Annotated in this window: 22 protein-coding genes; 16 read left to right on the forward strand and 6 right to left on the reverse strand. The window is 70.7% G+C overall.

Features of this window, described 5'->3' with window-relative positions:
- The first annotated feature begins 5 nt into the window (after positions 1–5).
- Together rimM and trmD are read left to right on the forward strand one after the other, a co-directional pair.
- Positions 6–572: a ribosome maturation factor RimM gene (gene rimM, locus E7742_RS04825; protein WP_137797906.1), complete on the forward strand. Its 567-nt coding sequence runs from the start codon at positions 6–8 to the stop codon at positions 570–572.
- 10 nt (positions 573–582) lie between these two features.
- The gene (trmD, locus tag E7742_RS04830; protein ID WP_137797907.1) at positions 583–1,281 is read left to right on the forward strand and encodes a tRNA (guanosine(37)-N1)-methyltransferase TrmD; all 699 of its coding nucleotides are present in this window, start codon (positions 583–585) and stop codon (positions 1,279–1,281) included.
- A 42-nt stretch (positions 1,282–1,323) separates the two neighbouring features.
- Here trmD and E7742_RS04835 read toward each other — a convergent pair whose 3' ends face one another.
- The gene (locus E7742_RS04835; RefSeq protein WP_137797908.1) at positions 1,324–2,313 is read right to left on the reverse strand and encodes a helix-turn-helix transcriptional regulator; all 990 of its coding nucleotides are present in this window, start codon (positions 2,311–2,313) and stop codon (positions 1,324–1,326) included.
- A 93-nt stretch (positions 2,314–2,406) separates the two neighbouring features.
- On the opposite strand from E7742_RS04835, the gene E7742_RS04840 reads away from it, so the two are divergent.
- Complete coding sequence (locus E7742_RS04840; protein ID WP_137797909.1) at positions 2,407–2,817, forward strand: VOC family protein; 411 nt, start codon at positions 2,407–2,409, stop codon at positions 2,815–2,817.
- Here the strand turns inward: E7742_RS04840 and E7742_RS04845 are convergent.
- A complete protein-coding gene (locus tag E7742_RS04845; protein ID WP_137797910.1) occupies positions 2,814–3,746 on the reverse strand; it encodes a serine hydrolase in 933 nt (310 codons plus the stop codon). The two genes, E7742_RS04840 and E7742_RS04845, sit on opposite strands and share 4 nt — an antisense overlap.
- A 104-nt stretch (positions 3,747–3,850) precedes the next feature.
- Here E7742_RS04845 and E7742_RS04850 point away from each other — a divergent pair, with 104 nt between their 5' ends.
- Positions 3,851–6,190 carry a Tex family protein gene (locus E7742_RS04850; protein ID WP_137797911.1) on the forward strand — a complete coding sequence of 780 codons (2,340 nt, stop codon included), beginning with the start codon at positions 3,851–3,853 and terminating at the stop codon, positions 6,188–6,190.
- A gap of 57 nt (positions 6,191–6,247) precedes the next feature.
- Here E7742_RS04850 and E7742_RS04855 read toward each other — a convergent pair whose 3' ends face one another.
- Entirely contained in the window at positions 6,248–6,919 is a 672-nt protein-coding gene (locus E7742_RS04855; RefSeq protein WP_137797912.1) for a GAP family protein, read from the reverse strand.
- 109 nt (positions 6,920–7,028) lie between these two features.
- On the opposite strand from E7742_RS04855, the gene E7742_RS04860 reads away from it, so the two are divergent.
- From E7742_RS04860 to dprA, 9 genes are all read left to right on the forward strand, one after another.
- Positions 7,029–8,003: a formylglycine-generating enzyme family protein gene (locus tag E7742_RS04860; protein WP_137797913.1), complete on the forward strand. Its 975-nt coding sequence runs from the start codon at positions 7,029–7,031 to the stop codon at positions 8,001–8,003.
- Positions 8,003–8,887, forward strand: a complete 885-nt coding sequence (locus tag E7742_RS04865; protein WP_137797914.1) for a hypothetical protein — start codon at positions 8,003–8,005, stop codon at positions 8,885–8,887. The genes E7742_RS04860 and E7742_RS04865 overlap by 1 nt, the downstream gene beginning before the upstream one ends.
- Positions 8,888–8,962: 75 nt before the next feature.
- The gene (gene rplS, locus E7742_RS04870) at positions 8,963–9,304 is read left to right on the forward strand and encodes a 50S ribosomal protein L19 (RefSeq protein WP_137797915.1); all 342 of its coding nucleotides are present in this window, start codon (positions 8,963–8,965) and stop codon (positions 9,302–9,304) included.
- 70 nt (positions 9,305–9,374) lie between these two features.
- Positions 9,375–10,208: a signal peptidase I gene (gene lepB / locus E7742_RS04875; protein ID WP_137797916.1), complete on the forward strand. Its 834-nt coding sequence runs from the start codon at positions 9,375–9,377 to the stop codon at positions 10,206–10,208.
- Positions 10,205–10,954, forward strand: a complete 750-nt coding sequence (locus E7742_RS04880; RefSeq protein WP_137797917.1) for a ribonuclease HII — start codon at positions 10,205–10,207, stop codon at positions 10,952–10,954. The genes lepB and E7742_RS04880 overlap by 4 nt, the downstream gene beginning before the upstream one ends.
- Positions 10,955–10,991: 37 nt before the next feature.
- Positions 10,992–11,309 carry a DUF2469 domain-containing protein gene (locus tag E7742_RS04885; protein ID WP_137797918.1) on the forward strand — a complete coding sequence of 106 codons (318 nt, stop codon included), beginning with the start codon at positions 10,992–10,994 and terminating at the stop codon, positions 11,307–11,309.
- A gap of 213 nt (positions 11,310–11,522) precedes the next feature.
- Entirely contained in the window at positions 11,523–11,879 is a 357-nt protein-coding gene (locus E7742_RS04890; protein ID WP_137797919.1) for a YraN family protein, read from the forward strand.
- Positions 11,879–13,387: a YifB family Mg chelatase-like AAA ATPase gene (locus E7742_RS04895; protein ID WP_137797920.1), complete on the forward strand. Its 1,509-nt coding sequence runs from the start codon at positions 11,879–11,881 to the stop codon at positions 13,385–13,387. The genes E7742_RS04890 and E7742_RS04895 overlap by 1 nt, the downstream gene beginning before the upstream one ends.
- Positions 13,384–14,505: a DNA-processing protein DprA gene (gene dprA, locus E7742_RS04900; protein WP_137797921.1), complete on the forward strand. Its 1,122-nt coding sequence runs from the start codon at positions 13,384–13,386 to the stop codon at positions 14,503–14,505. Before E7742_RS04895 ends, dprA begins: the two co-directional genes overlap by 4 nt.
- A gap of 1 nt (position 14,506) precedes the next feature.
- Here the strand turns inward: dprA and hadA are convergent, their stop codons facing one another.
- Entirely contained in the window at positions 14,507–15,040 is a 534-nt protein-coding gene (gene hadA / locus E7742_RS04905; RefSeq protein WP_137797922.1) for a (3R)-hydroxyacyl-ACP dehydratase subunit HadA, read from the reverse strand.
- A gap of 152 nt (positions 15,041–15,192) precedes the next feature.
- Between hadA and E7742_RS04910 the strand changes: the two genes are divergently transcribed.
- Together E7742_RS04910 and E7742_RS04915 are read left to right on the forward strand one after the other, a co-directional pair.
- On the forward strand, positions 15,193–16,326 hold the full coding sequence (locus E7742_RS04910; RefSeq protein WP_137797923.1) for a GIY-YIG nuclease family protein: 1,134 nt from the start codon (positions 15,193–15,195) through the stop codon (positions 16,324–16,326).
- Positions 16,327–16,413: 87 nt separating this feature from the next.
- Positions 16,414–17,193, forward strand: coding sequence for a siderophore-interacting protein (locus E7742_RS04915; protein WP_137797924.1), 780 nt, complete (start codon positions 16,414–16,416; stop codon positions 17,191–17,193).
- A 27-nt stretch (positions 17,194–17,220) separates the two neighbouring features.
- Here the strand turns inward: E7742_RS04915 and E7742_RS04920 are convergent, their stop codons facing one another.
- Positions 17,221–18,378, reverse strand: a complete 1,158-nt coding sequence (locus E7742_RS04920; RefSeq protein ID WP_137801045.1) for a multidrug effflux MFS transporter — start codon at positions 18,376–18,378, stop codon at positions 17,221–17,223.
- A gap of 85 nt (positions 18,379–18,463) precedes the next feature.
- Here E7742_RS04920 and E7742_RS04925 point away from each other — a divergent pair, with 85 nt between their 5' ends.
- Positions 18,464–19,402 carry a tyrosine recombinase XerC gene (locus tag E7742_RS04925; protein WP_137797925.1) on the forward strand — a complete coding sequence of 313 codons (939 nt, stop codon included), beginning with the start codon at positions 18,464–18,466 and terminating at the stop codon, positions 19,400–19,402.
- On the opposite strand, the gene E7742_RS04930 is transcribed toward E7742_RS04925, so the two are convergent.
- Entirely contained in the window at positions 19,387–19,959 is a 573-nt protein-coding gene (locus E7742_RS04930; RefSeq protein WP_137797926.1) for a murein hydrolase activator EnvC family protein, read from the reverse strand. The genes E7742_RS04925 and E7742_RS04930 overlap by 16 nt on opposite strands.
- Positions 19,960–20,196: the final 237 nt, after the last annotated feature.

Below are 20,196 nucleotides of genomic sequence, written 5' to 3' on the forward strand. Positions count from 1 at the left end.
CTGCAGTGGAACTCGTCGTAGGCCGCGTCGCCAAGTCGCACGGCATCAGGGGAGAGCTCGTCGTCGAGGTTCGCACCGACGAACCCGAGGAGCGCTTCGCCGTCGGTTCCGAGCTGCGTGGCCGCAAGCCGCGCGAGTCGAAGCTGCACACGTTCGTGGTGGAAGCCGCCCGGGAGCATTCCGGGCGGCTTCTGCTGCGCTTGCAGGGAGTCGCCGACCGGACCGCCGCCGACGCTCTGCGTGGGACGTTGTTCCTGATCGACTCCGCGGAGCTGGGCCCGTCCGACGATCCGGACGAGTTCTACGATCACGAGCTCGAGGGGCTGACCGTGCGGATGGCCGCCGGTCGCCCCGACACCGGCGCTCCCGTGGGCACCGTGATCGAGGTATTGCATTCCGCTGCAGGAGAATTGCTGTCGATCCGCCCCGAGGGGCAGACCTCGGGCGAGCTGCTGGTGCCCTTCGTGACCGCGATCGTCCCGACCGTGTCCGTCGCCGACGGCGTCATCGAGATCGACCCGCCCGAAGGCCTGCTGGATCCGAACTTCGGAGACAGCTCCACCGAGGAGTGACCGAACAACCGTGCGTCTCGACGTAGTCACGATCTTTCCCGAATACCTCGAGCCGCTGCGCGCCGCCCTGCTCGGCAAGGCGATCGACAAGGGACTCATCTCGGTCGGGGTCCACGACCTGCGCCGCTGGACGCACGACGTCCACAAGTCCGTCGACGACTCGCCCTACGGTGGTGGTCCGGGCATGGTCATGAAGCCGACGGTGTGGGGCGACGCGCTCGACGAGGTCCTCACCGACGACGACGGCAACCCCGACACCGAGGCCCTGCTGGTGGTCCCCACGCCGGCCGGGGTGCCGTTCACGCAGGCCACCGCGCACCGGTGGGCCGAGGAGAAGCACCTGGTCTTCGCGTGCGGCCGGTACGAAGGCATCGACCAGCGCGTGTTCGACGACGCCGCGCGGCGGGTGCGCGTCGAAGAGGTCTCCATCGGCGACTACGTGCTCATCGGTGGCGAGGCAGCGGTCCTCGTCATGGTCGAGGCCGTCGTCCGGCTGCTCCCGGGTGTACTCGGCAATCAGCAGTCCCACCAAGAGGATTCGTTCTCCGACGGCCTGCTCGAGGGGCCCAGCTACACGCGGCCGGTGAGCTGGCGGGGCCTGGACGTCCCGCCGGTGCTGCTGTCCGGCGATCACGCCAAGGTCGCGGCGTGGCGGCACGCGCAGGCGTTGCAGCGGACCACCGAACGCCGCCCCGACCTGCTGTCCTGAGCCGGTCCTCGATCCGGCACCGCCGGTGACGCCCGCCGGGGCTCAGGCCCGGCGAGCGTGGTCCGCGAGGCGATCGGCGAGCGCTTTCACGAGGTCCCGCAGTTCCTCGGGGCGCTCGATGACGAACGGGCGGTCGAGTGCGGCGAGAACCCCTGGCAACCAGTCGAGCCGCTCGACCCTCAGCTCGGCCCGCACCCAACTCTCGGTCGCCGGTTCCTCGCGGGCCTCGTGCGGGCCCTCCTCCAGATTCGCGACAGCGGCGGGAAGGTGGGCGCGGATCTGCTCGATCGTCCCGTGGATCCGCAGGCTCACTTCGTACCGGTACTCGGCCGCGGCGAACGCCGCGAGCACCCGTTGCCCGGCGTCGAGGCCCGCGGGTGCCTCGAACGAGCCCGGCTGAGTCCTCGCGTCTGCGATGCGGTCGAGCCGAAACGTTCGGTCCTCGCCGATGTCGGCGTCCCTACCCGTGACATACCACCGTTTCGCATGGGCGACGATCCCGTACGGGTGGAAGGTGCGGTCGCTGCGCCGGCCGTCGCGGTCGGTGTAGCGGATCGAGACGGGTCGTCGATGGCGCACCGCGTCCGAGAGGGTCAGCAGAAGCTCGGAGTCCGGGGCGTCGATGTCGCCGGGCCGGTCGGTGAAGTCGAGGGCCTCCAGGAGGGTGTCCAGCCGGCGAGCGACTTGCCTGGGCAACACTCTTCGAATCTTCGCCGACGCCGTCTCGCCGGCCGTCCGCTCCGCCGTCGTCAACCCCGACCGCCGGCCGGCGATCAGGCCGAGGAGGACGGCGAGCGCCTCGTCGTCGCCCAGCATGAGCGGAGGTAGGCGGTACCCGGGAGCGAGCCGGTACCCGCCGTAGCGCCCGCGCACCGATTCCACGGGCACGTCCAGGTCGACCAGCTGGTCCACGTATCGCCGGACCGTGCGTCCGTCGACGCCGAGTCGGTCGGCGAGCTCGGCGACGGTCCGGGTACCGCCCGACTGCAGCAGTTCCAGCAGGGTCAGCACGCGGCCGGTAGGTCGAGGCATGTTGAGAACCTACTGCAGATACCGGACGGGAACTGTCCAGTATTTCTCGTAGCTTGACGGTGTACGCATCCGACACCACCAAGGGAGACTCCCGTGGACTTCGTCTCGATCCGCATCATCACCGGCAACGTTGCCCGCCTCGTCGAGTTCTACGAGCGCGCCACGGGAGCGCGCGCGACGTGGGCGACCGAGGACTTCGCCGAACTCGAGATCGGTGGCGCCACCCTCGCGATCGCCGGAACCCGCACCGTCCCACTGTTCGCCCCGGGTTCCGCCCGCCCGGCGGACAACCGCAGCGTGATCCTCGAGCTTCTCGTCGACGACGTCGATCGCGTCCACCGGAATTCGCGCGACTTCCTCGCCGACGTCGTCACCGAGCCCACCACCATGCCCTGGGGCAACCGGTCCCTGCTGGTCCGCGACCCCGACGGCCACCTCGTCAATTTCTTCACCCCGGTCACCCCCGCGGCCGTCGACAAGTTCGCCCGCGCCCGCCGTAGCTAGTCGATCCGCCGTTCCGGAAACACCGTCCGCACGACGTCGGTGACGGTCTCACGGGCATGAGCGGCGCTGACGTCGTCGACCGCCGCCGTCAGCGACGTGTCGGGATAGTCGGTGTCGCCGCCGCCGTAGTCGAGGTCTTCCCGGGACGCCACCACCAACACGTACCGGTCGTCGGGCCCGATCACTCCCGTCGACAGGTGCATCCAGCGGTCGTCGACGCAGCACATCCAGCCCTGTTTGACGGCGATCGCCGTCTCGCCGGAGAGGCCGGCGGGAATGCCGAAGGACTGGTCGTAACCGTCGGCGGCGACCGGATGCGACCGGCGCAGGTAGCCGACCAGTTCGTCGCGGTGCGCGGCGTCCAGGCCGCCGCGCCCGTCGAGCACCGCGGCGTAGTAGCCGACGAGGTCGTGCGCCGTCGTCGTGGTGTTCCACCAGTGGTCGTCGTACGGCGCCGAGGTGTCGAGCATTTCGTAGCGGAAGGCGACGTCGTCGACGAGCTCCGACGTGCCGTACTCGTCCCACAACTCGTTTGCGGCGTCGTCGTCGGAGTCCTCGAGCATCCGGGCCACCAGCGTGTGCTCGTCGGCGGTGAGAGCGAGGGCGGCCGTCGTCTCGCGGTAGAACAGGTCGTCGGCGATGAAGAGCTTGGCCACCGAGGCGGTCGCGAACGAGGCTGTGTCGGCGAAGGATTCGTACCGGCCGTCGCGCCGGTCGAACAGTGCGATCGCCACGTCGGCACCGCGGTCACCGGCATCCGTGGCGGCCCGGGCGATCCGGTCCGCGAGCCCGACCGGCGCGGCCGCGACGGTGGTGTCGTCGGTGCGCCGACTGTCGGGGACGGTGCCGTCGTCGGAGGGCGTCGAGCAGGCGGTCACGGCGACGGCGGACAGACACGCCGCCGCGAGGAGTCGTGCTCTTCTCCCCACGGGGGTCCTCCACCAGATCGTTCGCCGGGCTCGTCGCCGACGCCCCCGACAGGCTAGCGGTAGGGTCGTTCGCCGTGACGGTTGCTCCCCATGCTCTCCAATCCGTGAACCAGCGCATCGCAGACGAGCTCGACGTACGGGAGGGGCAGGTCGCCGCGGCGGTCGACCTTCTCGACGGCGGCGCAACGGTGCCGTTCATCGCTCGCTACCGCAAGGAGGTCACCGGCGCGCTCGACGACGCCCAGCTGCGTCAGCTCGAGGAACGCCTGCGCTACCTCCGCGAGCTCGACGAGCGTCGCGTCGCGATCCTGGACTCGATCCGCTCGCAGGACAAGCTCGACGCCGCGCTCGAACAGCAGATCATGCTGGCCGACACCAAGGCGCGGCTCGAGGACATCTACCTCCCGTACAAGCCCAAGCGGCGCACCAAGGCGCAGATCGCCCGCGAGGCCGGACACGAACCCGTTGCCGACGCACTGATCGGCGACCCCTCCCAGGACCCGGCCCGGTACACGGCCGAACAACTCGACGGCGCCCGCGCGATCCTCGTCGAGCGGTTCGCCGAGGACGCCGACCTGGTCGGCGAGCTGCGTGAGCTGATGTGGACGCGGGGGCAGCTCGAGTCGAAGGTGCGTGAGGGCAAAGAGAGTGTCGGCGCCAAGTTCGCGGACTACTTCGCGTTCTCCGAGCCGTTCGAGAAGCTGCCGTCCCACCGCATCCTCGCGATGTTCCGCGGCGAGAAGGAGGAGGTCCTCTCGCTCACCCTCGCTTCCGACCGCGAGCCGGCGGCGCCGGGGGAGACCACCGTCTACGAGGGCCGCATTGCCACCCGGTTCGGGATCGCCGACCGCGGCCGACCGGCGGACCGCTGGCTGCTGGACACCGTCCGGTGGGCATGGAAGACCAAGATGCTCGTCACGCTCGGCATCGACACCCGGATGCGCCTGCGGCAGTCCGCGGAGAAGGACGCCGTCGACGTGTTCGCGGCCAACCTCAAGGACCTGCTGCTGGCGGCGCCGGCCGGCACCCGCGCCACGATGGGCCTCGACCCGGGCTTCCGCACCGGCACCAAGGTCGCGGTCGTCGACGCCACCGGCAAGGTGGTCGCGTACGACACCATCTATCCGCACCCGCCGCAGGGCAAGTGGGACCAGTCGCTCGCGACGCTGGCCGCGCTCGCGGCCAAGCACGGCGTCGAGCTGATCGCCATCGGCAACGGCACCGCGTCCCGGGAGACCGATGCGCTTGCCTCCGAATTGATCTCGAAGTTCCCGGAGGCGGGGCTGACGAAGATCGTGGTCTCCGAGGCCGGTGCCTCGGTGTACTCGGCGTCGGCGTACGCGTCGCAGGAACTGCCCGACCTCGACGTCTCGATCCGCGGCGCGGTGTCGATCGCGCGGCGGCTGCAGGACCCGCTGGCCGAGCTGGTCAAGATCGATCCCAAGTCGATCGGGGTGGGCCAGTACCAGCACGACGTCTCGGAGACGATGCTGGCGCGCTCGCTCGGCGCCGTCGTCGAGGACGCGGTGAACGCGGTCGGTGTGGACGTGAACACCGCGTCGGTGCCGCTGCTGTCGCGGGTGTCGGGAATCGCCGGTTCGCTGGCCGAGAGCATCGTCGCCTTCCGGGACCAGAACGGCCCGTTCCGGAGCCGGAAGGGACTCAAGGACGTACCGCGGCTCGGCCCCAAGGCTTTCGAGCAGTGCGCGGGCTTCCTCCGGATCCGGGGCGGCGACGACCCGCTCGACGCGTCCGCCGTGCACCCCGAGGCGTACCCGGTGGTCCGCCGGATCGTGCAGGCGTCCGGGTCGGCCGTCGACGAGCTCGTCGGCAACACCGCGGTGCTGTCGAAGCTGACCCCCGCCGACTTCGTCGACGACAAGTTCGGTCTGCCCACGGTCACCGACATCATCGCCGAGCTCGACAAGCCCGGCCGGGATCCGCGGCCGGAATTCAAGACGGCGACGTTCGCGGCCGGGGTCGAGAAGGTCTCGGATCTGAAGCCCGGCATGGTGCTCGAGGGGGTCGTCACGAACGTCGCCGCGTTCGGCGCCTTCGTCGACGTGGGCGTGCACCAGGACGGTCTGGTCCACGTGTCGGCGATGTCGCGCACCTTCGTGAGCGACCCCCGTGAGGTGGTCAAGTCCGGCGACGTCGTCAAGGTGAAGGTGGTCGACGTCGACGTCGAACGCCAGCGCATCGGACTGACCCTGCGCCTGGACGACGAGGTCGGCGCGGGCGCCGGCGCCAAGGGCGGGCAGGGTGGCCGCGGCCCCCGGCCGAACGGTCCGGGCGGCAACCAGCGGCAGGGACGTCAGGGTGACCAGGGTGGACAGCGTCAGGGTGCCCAGAGTCGTGGCGGGCAGGGCCGGGACCGGCGCGATGCGCGGCCGGCGGGCGGCTCGATGGCCGATGCGCTCCGCAAGGCCGGTTTCGGTAAGTGACCCCTCGCGCCGGGCGTCCGGGTTCCGGCCGGGACGCCCGGCGCGGGTCGGCGGAGTTCAGTAGCCGCCGATGCCCTTGCCGATCAGCGACACCCCGATCACGAGAAGCAGTACCGACATCACCGCCGCGTTGTTCGCGGTGAGCCAGGATTTCAATCCGTCGAGCCAGGACGTGGCCCGCTCCCGCATCGTGAAGTAGCCGAGCACCGGCGCGGCCACCGTGCTCGCCGCGAGCACCGTGAACACCAGGCCGGCGACGACGATCGACGTGCCGCCGACACCCAGCTGGCTGACCGCCACCGCGGCACCGACGATCATCAGCAGGTTCTTGGGGTTGACGACGGACAGGCCCAGTCCGAGCGCGAGCGCCCTGCCCGGCGTGACCTTGTCCATCGCCGACAGCCAGCCCGGCATGGTCGGCTCCGCGCCGGGTGCCGGTCTGCTCCGCCACTGTTTGACCGCCAGCGCGAGGAGCAGCAGGCCCAGCACGATCCGAATCGTCGCGGTCACGGCGTTGCCGTCCGAGTCCGACGACAGATCGATCGCACTGCCGACGATCACGAACACCGCGTATCCGGCGACGATTCCGAGTACCCAGCCGGTGAGAAAGGCCGTCGCCGTGCTGCCGGCGCGCGGCGTGAGCAGCATCAGGATCGTCGCGATGATCGGAACGGGACTGATCGCGACACCGATTGCGAGGGGGAGCACCTCCCCGATGGCGGAACCCATGGACGAATGCTGGCAGGGCCGCCGTCCGGTCGCCCCACCCGCAATGGGTGAAACGCCGCATGCCGCTCCCGCTTTCGCCGTGCCCGGGCAGGTGGAACACTCGTGAGCCATGCAGCCGATCGCGTCGACGCGCAACGAGCCGTTCCGTGCGCCGAAGAACATGGTGTGGGTTCCGGGCGGGACCTTCTGGATGGGTTCGGAGGACTTCTACCCGGAGGAACGCCCGGTCCACCAGGTGACGGTCGACGGGTTCTGGATGGATACCCACCAGGTCACGGTCGCCGAGTTCCGGCGGTTCGTGAAGGACACCGGTCACGTGACGACGGCGGAGACCGCCCCGGACGCCGCCGAGTATCCGGACGCCGATCCGAGCCTGCTGGTCCCGGGGTCGCTGGTGTTCACCCCGCCGGCGGGCCCCGTGTCCCTCGACGACCACCGCCGGTGGTGGTCGTGGATGCCGGGGGCGGACTGGCGGCACCCCGAGGGGCCCGGCAGCAATGTGGGCGGGCGCGAACGCCACCCCGTCACGCATGTGTCGTACACCGATGCCCTCGCCTACGCGGCGTGGGCGGGCAAGGAACTGGCCACCGAGGCCGAGTGGGAGTTCGCCGCGCGCGGCGGGCTCGACCGCAAGACGTACGTGTGGGGTGACGACGTCACGCCCGGCGGCAGGTATCAGGCCAACACGTGGCAGGGCCGGTTCCCGTGGCAGAACCTCGCCGAGGACGGGTTCGTCGGCACCGCGCCGGTCGGGAGCTATCGACCCAACGGGTACGGGCTGGTGGACATGGCCGGCAACGTGTGGGAGTGGACGTCGGACTTCCACACCGCCGACCACAACGCGTCCGGCAAGAACGTCGCACCGGCCTCGTCGTGCTGCATTCCCCGCAATCCGCGGGTCGAGGTGGCCGAGGCGCGGGACGGCGAGGTGTATCCCCGACGGGTGATCAAGGGTGGGTCGCACCTGTGCGCGCCCAACTACTGCCTGCGGTACCGGCCCGCGGCGCGGCAGGGGGAGACGGAGGAGACCTCCACCTGTCACATCGGGTTCCGGTGCATCGTGCGCGTCCCCGGACCGTCCTGATGCGCGACTGGCTCGATCGCGAGATCATCGCCGACGGGCGCCTGCCTCTGCTCTTCTTTCTGATCGGTTTCCTGCTCGCGTTCCTGTTCATCCGGATCAGCGTCCGCATGATCCGCGCCGAGGTGAGCTGGTGGCCGGGCAACATCACTCCCGGTGGGCAACACATCCACCACGTCGTGTTCGGCGTAATCACGATGTTCGCGTCCGGCGTCGCGATGATCGCCGTCTACGAGACCGCGACCCAGGCGACCGGGGCGCTCATCGCGACCTTCTTCGGCATCGGTGCGGCACTGGTGCTCGACGAGTTCGCGCTGATCTTCTACCTCAAGGACGTGTACTGGTCCGATCAGGGCCGGGCGTCGGTGGACGCGGTCTTCGTGGCGCTCGCGGTCACCGGCCTGCTGCTGCTCGGGTTCCAGCCGCTGGAACTGCTCGACATCACCCAGTTCCGGGAAGATCCGCACATCGCCGTCCGGGCGGCCCTCGTGGCGCTCGTCCTGGTCAACCTGGGCATCGCTGCGATCGTCATCCTCAAGGGCAAGATCTGGACCGGCCTGATCGGGTTGTTCGTGCTGCCGGTCCTGCTGGTCGGCGCGATCCGGCTCAGCCGGCCCGGCGCGCCGTGGGCGCGGTGGCGCTACGTGTCCAAGCCGCGCAAGATGCGGCGCGCGGTCGAACGCGAAAAGCGCTTCCGGCGGCCGATGATCCGCGCCAAGATCTACGTCCAGGACCTCGTCGCGGGCAAGCCCAGCGTCGAGCACGCGCTCACGGCGACCGAGGCGGAACTCGAACGCACCGTCCATCCGGCGCCGCCACCGATTTCCCCACGTGGTGCGGCGTCTGGCACAATGGTCGGGTTGCCCGGTGAGGGTGACGGAACCTGATCTGAGCACGAACCAGTCGAGCACCAGCCGCTCGGTTCCTCTGCTCCTGCGATGAACGCAAGGATGGAACAACCGATGAACACCTTGGACTTCCTGGACGCCAAGTCCCTCCGCGACGATATTCCGGAGTTCCGTCCCGGTGACACCCTGAACGTGCACGTCAAGGTTATCGAGGGCTCGAAGGAGCGCGTGCAGGTCTTCAAGGGCGTCGTGATCCGCCGCCAGGGCGGCGGCGTGCGCGAGACCTTCACCGTCCGCAAGGTCTCCTTCGGCGTCGGTGTCGAGCGCACCTTCCCGGTCCACAGCCCCAACCTGGCCCAGATCGAGGTCGTCACCCGCGGTGACGTCCGTCGCGCCAAGCTGTACTACCTGCGCGACCTGCGCGGCAAGGCTGCGAAGATCAAGGAAAAGCGCTGAGCCTCGACGCTCCGAGTTCGATCGATTGGCCCGGCACCGTTTTCACGCGGTGTCGGGCTAATCTGTCTCAGTGGCAGATGCACCGCAGGACCCGGCCGTGACGCCGGACGCGAACGACGGAGACGGCGCGGGCAAGCGCAGAGTCGACAGCAGCGACGCACCGGTCGCCGGGGGTGGGAAGAGGGCCCGGAAGGACAAGAAGCGCCGCTCGTTCTGGCGTGAGATCCCGATCCTCATCGTGGTCGCGTTGCTCCTGAGTTTCCTGCTGCAGACGTTCATCGCCCGCGTTTACCTCATCCCGTCCGAGTCGATGGAGCCCACGCTGCACGGGTGCCCCGGCTGCACGGGCGACCGCATCGTGGTCGAGAAGATCAGCTACCGGTTCGGCGATCCCCAGCCCGGCGACGTCATCGTGTTCAAGGGCCCCGACTCGTGGTCGGCGGGCTACACGTCGAAGCGGTCGTCGAACGTCCTGGTTCGCGGAGCCCAGGAACTGGGATCGGTCGTGGGCGTGGTCCCGCCGGACGAGAACGACCTCGTCAAGCGGGTGATCGCGACCGGCGGGCAGACGGTGGAGTGCTGTGACGACCAGGGTCGCGTCCTGGTCGACGGCAAGCCGCTCGACGAGCCGTACATCAAGATGGACTTCCCCTTCATCCCGGGAGTCCAGACCTGTGACACCGCGGTGAAGTCGGGGCGCTGCTTCGGACCCGTCACCGTCCCCGAGGGCAACCTGTGGGTGATGGGGGACAATCGCAGCAACTCCTCGGATTCGCGGTTCCACGTCTCCGACGAACTTCAAGGCACCATCCCGATCGACAACGTGATCGGCAAGGCGACGTTCATCGTGTTGCCGCCGTCGCGTTGGGGCAAGATCTCGTCCCCCGACATCCAGCAGCAGTGAGTACCTGGCCACCGAGAGCAGTCATTCGCAGAGCGTCCGGCTTGCGGACGATGGAGTCTGCCCTGCTGCGCTGCGGCCTGGGACCGGTCGCGGGAGTCGACGAGGCGGGCCGCGGCGCGTGCGCCGGTCCGCTCGTGGTGGCGGCATGCGTGCTGGGCCCCAAACCGCATGCCGCGCTGGCCGGACTGGACGACTCGAAGAAGCTGACGGAGAAGGCGCGGGACGAGCTGTTCCCGATCGTCAAGCGGCTGGCGGTCGCGTGGAGTGTGGTCGAGATACCCGCCGAGGAGGTGGACCGGATCGGCGTGCACGTCGCGAACATCGAGGGGATGCGGCGCGCCGTCGCCGGGCTGTCCGTGTCGCCGGGATACGTGCTCACCGACGGCTTCCGGGTGCCCGGGCTGCCGGCACCGTCGCTGCCGGTGATCGGCGGCGACGCCGCGGCCGCGTGCATCGCGGCGGCGAGCATCCTCGCGAAGGTCTCCCGCGACCGGACGATGATCGCGCTGGACGACGAACTGCCCGGATACGGTTTCGCCGCCCACAAGGGCTACAGCACCCCGCTGCACACCGCCGCCATGAACGAGCTCGGTCCGAGCCGTGAGCACCGGATGTCGTACGCGAATGTGGCCGCGGCGAGCCGCGCTGTGAGGTCCGCGGCGAGCCGCGCTGTCGGGTCCGCGGCGAGCCGCGCTGTGGGGTCTGCGGGTGGCGCATTCGAGGTCACAGCGGCCGGTGCGCGATGATGAGTGTTCACAACAACGCAGGAGGACGTCGAGGCCGATGAGTGCCGAGGATCTCGAGAAGTACGAAACCGAGATGGAACTGTCGCTGTACCGGGAGTACCGGGACATCGTCGGTCAGTTCTCGTACGTCGTGGAGACCGAGCGCCGGTTCTACCTCGCGAACTCCGTGGAGCTGATTCCGCACAGCGAGGGCGGGGAGATCTACTTCGAGGTGCGCATGTCCGACGCCTGGGTGTGGGACATGTACCGCCCGGCGCGGTTCGTGAAGTACGTGCGGGTGATCACGTTCAAGGACGTCAACATCGAGGAGCTCGAGAAGTCGGATCTGCGACTTCCGGAGAGCGGCCTGGGCTGACCCGAGCCGGCCGGCCTGAGCCGGTCGACCCGATTCCGGCTGCGCGCACCACGACTCGTGGTGCGCGCAGTGGTGTTTTCCGGGTAGTTGTCCACAGCTCCGCGTTCATCCACAGACCGGTTCGTCGGCCCCGGCGCGGGGGCACGCGCGTCGGCGCGGTTCGGCACAGTGGCCCTCGACCGGCGAGACGTCTCGTCGGGGAGGGGAGACGCGATGAGACGGAATCTGGCGTTGGGTGCGATGGGGGAGGAACTCGCCGCGAAGGCCTTGACGGAGGCCGGGATGCAGATCCTGGACCGGAACTGGCGGTGCCGCCACGGGGAGCTGGATCTGGTCGCGGTCGACGGTGACGCGGTGGTCTTCGTGGAGGTCAAGACACGGTCGGGGCTGGGGTACGGCACGCCCGCGGAGTCGGTGACGTACGCCAAGCAACGCCGCATCCGCATGCTGGCGCAGCGGTGGCTGGCCGCGTCCGACCGGCACTGGCCCGCGGTGCGGTTCGACGTCGTGTCGGTGCTGGTCGATCGTCGGGGCGAGCCGGCGGTCTCGCACCTTCCGGCGGTGTTCTGATGGCGCTCGGCCGCGCGCATTCGGTCGCGGTGAGTGGCGTCGACGGGCAGATCGTCGAGATCGAGGCGGACATCGGTCGCGGTCTGCCCGGGGTGCATCTGGTGGGGCTGCCCGACACCGCGCTGCAGGAATCGCGGGACCGTGTCCGGGCGGCGGTGACGAACTCCGGCGCCAAGTGGCCGGAGTCGCGGGTGACGCTCGCGCTGTCGCCGGCCACGCTGCCCAAGGTCGGTAGCGTCTACGACCTCGCCCTCGCGTGCGCGGTCCTGGACGCGGCACGCCAGGTGCCCCGGAAGCGGCTCGAGCACACCGTGTTGCTGGGCGAACTGGCGCTCGACGGCCGGTTGCGCAGCGTGCGCGGGGTGTTGCCGGCGGTGCTCGCGGCGAAGAAGGCCGGATGGACGGCCGTGGTGGTGCCGATGCAGGCCCTCGCGGAGGCCGGGCTGGTGGACGGCATCGAGGTGCTCGGAGCGGACCGGCTCACCGCGGTCACGGAGTGGCTGCAGGGCAAGGGGCAGCTCGCGACCCCGGAGCCGTTCGAGGCCGAGAACGGCGCGGCGCGAGGCGATCTCAGTGAGGTCGTGGGGCAGCCCGAGGCGCGGTGGGCGCTCGAGGTCGCGGCGGCCGGGGCCCATCACCTCATGCTGACGGGGCCGCCCGGGATCGGGAAGACGATGCTCGCGCAGCGCCTGCCCGGCATCCTCCCGCAGTTGTCGGAGGCGGAGGCGCTCGAGGTCACGGCCATTCACTCCGTCGCCGGTCTGCTCACGTCGGAGCGGCCGCTCGTCACCGAGCCGCCGTTCATCGCGCCGCACCACACGTCGTCGGTGAGCGCGCTGGTCGGCGGTGGCAGCGGAATGGCCAAACCCGGAGCGGTGAGTCGCGCGCATCGCGGGATCCTGTTCCTCGACGAATGCGCCGAAATGGGCACCAAGGCGTTGGAAGCGTTGCGGACCCCGCTCGAGGACGGGGAGGTCCGGATCGCGCGCCGGGACGGGGTGGCGCGGTATCCGGCGCGGTTCCAGTTGATCCTGGCGGCCAACCCGTGTCCGTGCGCCCCGCCGCGCGAGGTGGACTGCGTGTGCCCGCCCACCGCCCGGCGGCGGTACCTCGGGCGCCTGTCGGGACCGTTGCTGGACCGGGTGGATCTGCGGATACGGATGCGAGGAGCGTCCACCGAGGCACTGCTGGACGACGTGGGCGAGAGCACCGAGGTGGTCCGGGCGCGGGTGGCGGCAGCACGCGCCGCGGCGGGGGAGCGCTGGCGCGCGTACGGCTGGCGGACCAACGCCGAGGTGCCGGGACCCGCACTGCGGCAAAGGTTTCGGCTGGGTCGGGATGCGGTGGCCCCACTCGAACGCGCGCTGCGGCAGGGTTCCATCACCGCTCGCGGTGCCGATCGGGCGTTGCGGGTCGCGTGGACGGTGGCGGATCTGGCCGGCCGGCAGTCCCCGGACGACGACGCGGTCCTGACCGCGCTGGGGTTTCGGGATCGGGGGGCGGCGTGAGCGGGCACGAGCCGCGACGGCTGGCGTGGGCGTATCTGTCGAAGGTGGTGCAGGGGTCGTGTCCGCCGTTGGCACGGTTGGTGGCGGCGGTGGGGCCCGAGGACGCGGCGCGGGCGGTGCGCGAGCGGGACCTGTCGAGTTTCCTGGACCGGCGGACGTCGGCGCGGGCGCACCTCGACACCGCGGCGCGGGACCTGGATCTGGTGACATCGCTGGGTGGGCGGTTGGTGACCCCGGACGACGACGAGTGGCCCAGCTGGCGGCTGCTCGCGTTCGACGGGCTCGGTGACGGTCGCGACGACGGGGGTCCGCTGGCGTTGTGGGTTCTCGGTGGCCGGCCGGTGGACGAGTTGGTGGCACGGTCCGTCGCGGTGGTCGGCACGCGGGCCGCGAGTTCCTACGGCGAGCACGTGACGGCGGAGCTCGCCGGGGATCTGGCCGCCGAGGGCTGGACGATCGTCTCCGGCGCGGCGTTCGGGATCGACGCGGCCGCGCATCGCGCAGCACTCGGCGCCGGCGGCCTCACGGTGGCGGTGCTCGCGTGCGGGGTCGATCGTGCCTATCCGGCCGGGCACGGGCGGCTGTTGCAGCAGATCGCCCGGGACGGCGCGGTGGTGAGCGAGTACCCGCCCGGCACGACGCCGGCGCGGTATCGGTTCCTGGCGCGAAACCGGTTGGTGGCCGGGCTGTCCGACGGGGTCGTGGTGGTCGAGGCGGGATGGCGGAGCGGGGCACGGAACACGGCGTCGTGGGGGCGGCGGCTGGGGCGCCCGGTGCTGGCGGTGCCGGGGCCGGTGACGTCGGCGGCCTCGACCGGCTGTCATCGCATGATCCGTGAGGGCGAGGCCACGTTGGTGGCGAGCGCGGCGGACGTCGTGGTGGAGGCGGGTCCGATCGGGGTCGAGGACGGAGGTGGTGGTCCGGCCCGTGCGCTCGACGTGCTCGCCGGGGACGCGGCCGCGATCTACGAGGCGCTGCCGGCGCACGGCTGGCGAAGTCCGCGGGCGTTGTCCGAGGAGGCGGGAATCCCGATCGAGCGGGTGCGGGCGCTGCTGCCGGCACTCGAGCTCGACGGGTTCGTCGGCTCGGACGAGACGGGATGGTTCCGGGAGCGGTGAGTCACACCTCCCGCATCATCACGTCCTTGATGCGTTCGATCCGCTGCGGGTCGGCGTCGTTGCCGGCGCGGCCGACGAGCGTGGTCAACGTGGTGACGACCGGCTCGCCGTCCTTGTCGGTGACGACGTTCTTGGTGACGAAGATGTCGGTGCCCGCGCTCTGGCGGAACGACTCCAGCGAGACGTCGACCGACAGCCGGTCGCCGGCGCGGATGGGGCGGTGGAAGATCAGTCGCTGATCGGTCTGCAGGATCTGACTCAGATCGAACCCCGTGATGATCTGTTCGAGCAGGAACCGCTGCGCGATCGCGCCGATGACCGAGACGAAGGTGAGCGGCGCGATCAGCGTGGGGTGACCGAGCGCGCGCGCGGCCACTTCGTCGTAGTGCGCCGGGTGATCGTTCTGCACCGAGATCGCGTACTCGCGGACCTTTTCCCGACCCACCTCGTAGTAGTCGGGCATGCGGTAGTTGTAGCCCACCAGTCGCCTGGCGCGGGCGGCGCGGTCTTCCGTGGGTTCCGCGGATCGGGTCACTCGTCGAGTGTGACTGAAATATCGGCGCCCGCGACCGAAATCGGGCGGTGATCGACGGGGTGACGACAAATCGTTTCCCACCGGGAAGACGGGGCGTCCGGTGCTCAGCAAGGCGTACCGCATGCGGCCGGGGGATCGCCTACAGTCGCGTCATGGCTACCGTCTGGACCGTTCCCGAAGACATCACCCGCGTACTCCTGGCTGCGCCGGGAATCCGAGACTTCCTCACGAACGACGAGGGGCGCGGCGTGGTGAGCGATCCCAAGGTGCGGCTGGCGGAGTTCACCGCGGTGGTGAACTCGCTGCAGCGGAGCGCCGGGCGGACCTTCACGTCGGTGCGGGACGCCGCGGGCGTGCTGTTCGACGGTCCCGCGACCGGCGGCGTCGTGGTGTCCGACGCTCTGCGTCTGGCGGTGATGCGCGTGATCACCGCGGAGCCCCGCGAGCGCAAGCCCGCCCCGAACCCGCTGGCGCCGCGGGTGGTCGAGAATTTGGGGCTGTACTTGTATGCGCTGCGGGATCCGCGGGACCGTTCGATCTTCTACGTCGGGATCGGACGCGGCAACAAGGTCTATTCGCACGAGTGGGACGCGTTGGGCGAGGCCGGCACGCTCGATGCCGAGGGCGTGGGCGATCCCGACCGCGACGCGACCCGCAGCGCCTGGACCCAGCGGATCCGCGACATCTACGCGGCCGGGCACTCGGTCGATCACATCGTGCTGCGGCACCGAATCGAGGCGCCCCACGACGCGATGGCCACCGCCAAAGAGTTCGCGCACCTGCTCACCGACGCGCTGCGTCTGCTCGAACACCACCCGGACCATCCGGTGCTCACCAACCTCGCGGGCGAGCCGGATGATTTGGAGAAGCGGGCGATGTCGGTCGCGGAGCTGGCGGTCCAGTACTCCGCCCAGCCCGCCCCCGAGCTGCCGGTGCCCGGTGCCCTCGTCCGCGTGCCCGCGGCGGCGAACCCGGCCTCGACCGCGGAGGAGCTGTATGCCGCGGCGCGCGGGCCGTGGCGGGCGGGCGCGGCGGCCCGAAATGTTCCCGGTCTGCCCGTGATCGTGTTCGCGGACAACATCGTTCGCGCCGTCTACCGGGTGGAGTCGTGGGATGGTGTCGGCCCGGCCGGCGAGCAGGAGTGGCGTTTCACCGGTGCCGTCGACCCGGAACTCGAGGCACGGTTCGTCGGGACGCGGGTGACGCCCGATCGGGCGGGTCTCAAGGCGTGGCCCGCACACGGCTGGGTCCAGCGGCTGACGTTGGCGCGTCCGCACGGCCGCTGAGCCCGGCGGAATACACCGAAACGGAGATCCATGGTTAGCTTTACCTAACTGTAGATCTCGTTTTCGTTGTAACCGAGGAGAAGTGCCGTGGCACGAAAGACGTCGACACTGACGGTGGTCCGAACCGAGCGGCTCGTTCCGCACATGGTGCGCGTGGTTCTCGGTGATCCAGGCTTCGACAGCTTCGAGCCGTCCGAGTTCACCGATTCGTACGTCAAGATGGAGTTCGGATCGGCGGAGGAGCCGGTGCTGCGGACGTACACGGTCCGTGCCGTCGACCCCGTCGCGCGGGAGCTGGCGATCGACTTCGTCGTCCACGGCGACGAGGGCGTGGCCGGCCCGTGGGCGGCGTCGGTCCAGCCGGGTACCGCGGTGACGGTGCGCGGTCCCGGCGGCGCGTACTCGCCGCGTCCGGACGCGGACTGGCACCTCATCGCCGGGGACGAGTCGGCGCTGCCCGCGATCTCGACCGCGGTCGCCGCGCTCGGCCCGGATGCGGTGGCGCGGGTGTTCGTCGAGGTCGCCGACGCGCACGACGAGATCGATCTGCCGGCCGGTCCGAACGTCGAGATCACGTGGCTCCACCGCGGCGCACCGTCGGACGCGGCGGGCGCCGATGTGGTCGCCGGTAACGCCCCGCTGGTCGCCGCCGTGCGTGCGATGCCGTGGCTGCCGGGCGACGTCCACGTCTTCATCCACGGTGAGGCCGAGACCGTCATGCACCACCTGCGCCCGTACATCCGCAAGGAGCGCGGAGTTCCCGCGGCGTCGGCGTCGATCTCCGGGTACTGGCGGCGCGGCCGCACCGAGGAGGGCTTCCGGGTGTGGAAGTCGGAGCTGGCGTCGGTGGAGGCCGGCTCGCGCTGATCACCCCCCCCGGCCGCCCGGCCCGCGTCAGTGGGCGCGGGCCAGGACCTTGAGCGACGTCATCGCCACGACACCGGACGCCAGGATCGCGACCGCCATCGGCACGGCGGTGTCGGGTCCGGCGATCCCGACCAGGGGGGACACCAGCGCCGCGAGCCCGAACTGGCACGCGCCCATCAGCGCCGAGCCGGTGCCGGCGGCCTCGGTGACCTGGCCCTGCGCCAGGGCGGTGGCGTTGCCCATGATGAACCCGATGCTGGAGACCACCGCGAACATCAGGGGCAGCACCAGCCAGATGTGGCTGCCGCCGATGGTGGTGGCGAGGGTCAGCAGCAGGCCGGCCGTCACCAGCAGGCTCACGCCGAAGGTCAGCAACTGCCGCGCCTCGAACGTCCCGATGAGCTTCGTGTTGACGATGCTGCCGGTCACGATGCCGAGTGAATTGATCGCGAAGACGATCGAGAACTGCCCCGGCGAGAGTCCGAGCACGTCCTGCACCACGAACGGCGACGCCGAGATGTACGAGAACAGCGCGCCGAATCCGAAGGCGAAGGTGAACGCGTAGCCGAGGTAGATCCGGTTGGTCACCACGTAGCGAAGGTTGCCGACGAGCGCGGTCAGCCCACCGCCGTGCCGACGCTCGGCGGGCAGCGTCTCGGGCACCATGGTGAGCACGCCGATCAGCATCACCACGGAGGCGGCTGCCAACACCCAGAAGATGCCGCGCCAGCCGACCGGGCCCAGCAGCGCCCCGCCCAGCAGGGGCGCGACAACGGGCGCGACACCACCGATGATCATCATGACGCTGAAGAGCCGGGCCGCGGCGTCGCCCTTCGCGCGGTCGGCGATCACCGCACGAGCCAGCACGATGCCGGCGCCGCCGCTGAAACCCTGCAGCAGTCGCGCGGCGATCAGCACGCCGACGTTCGGCGCGATGGCACACAGCACGCCACTCACCGCGCACAGGATCGTGCCCGCGATCAGCAGTCCGCGCCGGCCCAGCCCGTCGGAGAGCGGCCCGATCACCAACTGCCCGACGCCGAGCCCGGCCATGAACGTCGTGAGCGTGAGCTGCACGCTCGCCGCCGAGGTGTCGAGGCCGTCCGCCATCGACGGCAGGCCCGGCAGATACATGTCGGTGGCCAGGGGAGCGATCGCCGAGAGGAGGGCGAGAACGCACAGCATGGGGATGGGAATCGCTCGTTTCACGCGAAAACCCTACCGGCGCGGGAACTTGCGGATTCGTCCGGTCACCGCGACGGTGGTGGTCATGGATGTCGACCCCGATCAGGTGCTGCCCGCCGCGTTGCGTGTGCATCTCGAGGACTACGGCGAGTACCTGCGCCTCGAACGGGGCCGGTCGGCGCACACGGTGCGCGCCTACCTGGGAGACGTCACGAGCCTGCTCGAGTTCGTCGGCCGCGTGCGGGCGGACGCGACGCTCGCCGATCTCGATCTGCGTGCCCTGCGCGGCTGGCTGGGGGAGCAGGCCGCGGCCGGGGTGGCCCGCACGACGCTGGCCAGGCGCACATCGGCGGCCAAGGGATTCACCGCGTGGGCGCAGCGGACCGGTCGCACGGACGTCGACCCGGGAGTACGACTGGTGGCGCCGCGCGCCCACCGGACGCTCCCGCCGGTGCTGCGTCAGGAACAGGCGGCGGAGGCGATGGCCGCCGCGGAATCGGGCGCGGCGCAGGAGGACCCGATCGCGCTGCGCGATCGGCTGATCGTCGAGCTGCTGTACTCGACCGGTATCCGTGTCGGCGAGCTGTGCGGGCTCGACGTCGGCGACGTCGACGACGCCCGTCGCGTGCTGCGGGTGCTCGGCAAGGGTGACAAGGAACGCGTCGTCCCGTACGGGCGACCTGCCGAGGACGCGATCGGCGCGTGGCTGCGGGCCGGCCGCCCGGCGCTCGCGAACGACCGGTCCGGGGACGCGCTGCTGCTCGGCCGTCGCGGTGGGCGCCTCGACCAGCGACAGGCCCGCGCCGTCGTCCACGACGTCGTGCAGGCGGTACCCGGGGCGCCCGACCTGGCGCCGCACGGGCTGCGGCACTCGGCCGCCACCCACCTGCTCGAGGGCGGCGCCGACCTGCGCGTGGTGCAGGAGGTACTGGGGCATTCGAGCCTCGCGACCACCCAGCTGTACACCCACGTCTCGGTCGCTCGCCTGCGCGCCGTGCACGACCAGGCTCATCCGCGGGCCTGACCGGCGCCGGTCGGCAGCAACCGGATCGGAGCGGTGCGCACCAACGGCAGCGGGTCGAGGTAGTCCCGGTCCCGGCGCAGCCCCCAGTGCAGGCAGGTGGCCGCCGCGCACGCGGGGTGCCCCGCTGCCACGGTTCCCAGCGGGGTGCCGCGCGCGACCACGCGGCCCGCGGTCACCGTCGCCTCGACCGGCTCGTACGTCGTCCGCAACCCGCCGGGATGGTCGACCGAGACGACGGGCTTGCCCGCGACGGTCCCGGCGAATGCGACCGTGCCGGCGCCCGCGGCCAGCACGCTCTGGCCCGGGACCGCCCCGAGGTCCACCCCACGGTGCCCGGAGAGCCAGTTCTGTGCGGGCTTGTCGAACGCGCGCACCACGCGCGGCCGGGGGCGCAGCGGCCAGTCGAAGCCGGGGCGGGTCTCGTCGGTGCGATCGACGCCGGCCGCCGGCGGGGTGCGGGGCGCCGCGGCGTCGGCCGGTGCCGTCGCGCCCACGCACACGAGCCCGACGACGCACGCGGCGGCGAGGCGACGGACCGGACGAGTCACGCAGGGCATGCCCCGACCCTGCCGCGCCGCGGGGCGGCGACGACCGGGAGCCGGTGGATTGTGGACAGCGCTTCGCGAAATCCCCAGATCGCCGATCGGGGTTGCGGGCACCGCGCGGCTGTGCTTTCCCCGGCCGGGAAGTGCGAATTGGGAGACCGGGTGCCCAGGCCGTACACTTGTCGAGCGGTCTGTGCACGCACAGTCCGACTTCGCGCGTCCGCACCTTCATCCGGTCGTCGGCTGGTC

Source organism: Rhodococcus sp. SGAir0479, from assembly GCF_005484805.1.
In the GTDB taxonomy this organism is placed as follows: domain Bacteria; phylum Actinomycetota; class Actinomycetes; order Mycobacteriales; family Mycobacteriaceae; genus Prescottella.